Source organism: Ramlibacter sp. (assembly GCF_035706265.1).
Classification (GTDB): Bacteria; Pseudomonadota; Gammaproteobacteria; order Burkholderiales; family Burkholderiaceae_C; genus Ramlibacter.
In genome coordinates this window covers 1-2,046 of record NZ_DASSVG010000715.1, presented here as the reverse complement: position 1 = coordinate 2,046, position 2,046 = coordinate 1, and the positions used below count along the sequence as shown (strand labels likewise).

Below are 2,046 nucleotides of genomic sequence, written 5' to 3'. Positions count from 1 at the left end.
AGCTCCTCCTGGATCCGGCCGCCGACCATCAGCATCAGGCGGCTCAGTCGTGCCTGGTCGGACGGCAACGCGGGCAGGGCATCGCCGATGCGGCCGATGCCCTCGTCCATCATCGCGATGCAGGTCTCCAACGTCGCCATTTCACCAGTTCATATTTCATTGATGAACTAAAAAGATAGCAAGGCGTGCGGCGCGGCGGCAAGCGGGGTCAGGCCTGTCCGGCGGCCTCTGTCCAGCGCGACAGCCCGAACAGGCGCTCGGCGTTGATGCTGGTGGCGCGGGCGATGGCATCCGGGTCCTCGTCGCGCCAGCGGGCGACGTGATCGCGGGTCAGGGGGAGCCACGCCGGTTCGTTGCGTTCACCCCGGTGCTCGGCGCCTGGCTGGTCGGGGGCGTCGCTTTCCAGCAGCAGCTGGTCGAGCGGCATGGCTGCCACCAGGCGATGCAGGCGCTGCGCACGGGCATGGCTGAGTGGGCCGCCCAGGCCGATCAGGAAGCCGTGCCCCCACAGCTGGCGGGCCTGCTCGATGCTGCCGCCGTAGCTGTGCACCACGCCACGCAGTACGGGATGGCGGCGCAGCTCCATGATCACGGCCTCGACGGCACGCCGGGCGTGGATGATCACCGGCAGCCTGCGCTCTTGGGCGATTGCCAGCTGCCTCGCGAAAAGTCGCCGCTGCTCCTGCGGATCCAGTGCAGCGTCGTGGAAGTCCAGGCCGATCTCGCCCACCGCCACGGCGGCGTGGTCATCGAGCCAGCGCGCAAGCGCCTCGGCGTCGCCGCCGCGATGTGCGGCGAGGAACACCGGATGCAGGCCATAGGCCGGATACACGTCACGGTGCCGCGACGCCAGCTCGGCGATGCTTGCCCATCCGGCGCGGCAGGTCGCCGGCACGACCATGGCCGACACCCCGGCCTCGCGTGCCCGCGCGAGCACGGCGTCACGGTCGGTGTCGAAGCGTCGGTCGTCCAGGTGCAGATGGCTGTCGACCAGTGGTGCTGCCGGGCGGCCCGAGGTGTCCTGCATGATCGCGGGGTTCCTTGTTGCGCATCACGTGAAGATGAAGTGACCGCAAAAAGCTAGGTCATATTCAGTTAAAACGCGTTTCAATGTCCGGGCGGCAGGCGCAGGGGCGCCTCATGCGCAGCCTGCCGACCGATCAAACACAGGAGAGTCACCATGAACCGACTGATAGTCAACGTGCTGCACGCGGGTATGGCTTCCGCCCTGGCGATGGGCCTCGCCGCCTGCAATCGCGACGCGAATGCCGATGCCGGTGTCGCCGCCAGCGCGGACGGCGCGAAGTACGCCAAGGTGGTGAGCGTCGATCCGGTACGCGAGACGGTCAACAACCCCAAGCAGGTCTGCCACGACGAAGTCGTGAACACGACTACGCCGCCGAAGGACCAGCACCAGATCGCCGGTACCGCCATTGGTGCCATCGTGGGCGGCGTGCTGGGTAACCAGGTGGGTGGCGGCAAGGGCAAGACGCTGGCGACCGTCGCCGGTGCCGTCGGCGGTGGTTACGCCGGCAAGAAGATTCAGGAGAGCCGCCAGCACGCGACGACCACCTCGACCACCGAGCGCCGCTGCGAGACCGTCAACAACACCAGCACCAAGCTGGTCGGATACGACGTGCGCTATGAGTACAACGGCGTCACCCGCACCGTTCGGATGGACCACGATCCGGGCGATCGGGTGAAGGTGGAAGAGGGTGTGACGTCCGTTTCCGACGCCCGCTGATTGAAGGAGGTTTCCATGATGCGTTCTCCGAACACGACGATCGGCGCCGCGCTGGCGCTCGCTGCCACCCTCGCGCTGGCCGGCTGCCAGACGGCACCCTATGGCAACGGCGCTTACTCGCGGCCGGCAGCGGATTACGGCTATCGCGAGCCGGCGCGTTGCGGCAACTGCGGCGTGGTCAAGGAAGTCCAGCAGGTCTACGTGGAGCGCAAGAGCAACGGTACGCTCGGCGCGGTGATCGGCGCAGTGGCTGGCGGCATCCTGGGCAACCAGGTGGGCAAGGGCAACGGCAAGGACGTGGC

Annotated in this window: 2 protein-coding genes and 1 pseudogene; 2 read left to right on the top strand and 1 reads right to left on the bottom strand. The window is 67.6% G+C overall.

Features of this window, described 5'->3' with window-relative positions; all coding sequences use genetic code 11:
• Window positions 1-208: 208 nt before the first annotated feature.
• On the bottom strand, window positions 209-1,027 hold the full coding sequence (locus tag VFM98_RS25675) for a TatD family hydrolase (protein WP_325112722.1): 819 nt from the start codon (window positions 1,025-1,027) through the stop codon (window positions 209-211).
• A 153-nt stretch (window positions 1,028-1,180) separates the two neighbouring features.
• Here VFM98_RS25675 and VFM98_RS25670 point away from each other — a divergent pair, with 153 nt between their 5' ends.
• Both VFM98_RS25670 and VFM98_RS25665 read left to right on the top strand, forming a co-directional pair.
• On the top strand, window positions 1,181-1,744 hold the full coding sequence (locus tag VFM98_RS25670) for a glycine zipper 2TM domain-containing protein (protein ID WP_325112721.1): 564 nt from the start codon (window positions 1,181-1,183) through the stop codon (window positions 1,742-1,744).
• 15 nt (window positions 1,745-1,759) lie between these two features.
• Window positions 1,760-2,046 (top strand): annotated as a pseudogene (locus VFM98_RS25665) (hypothetical protein); the annotation flags it as partial.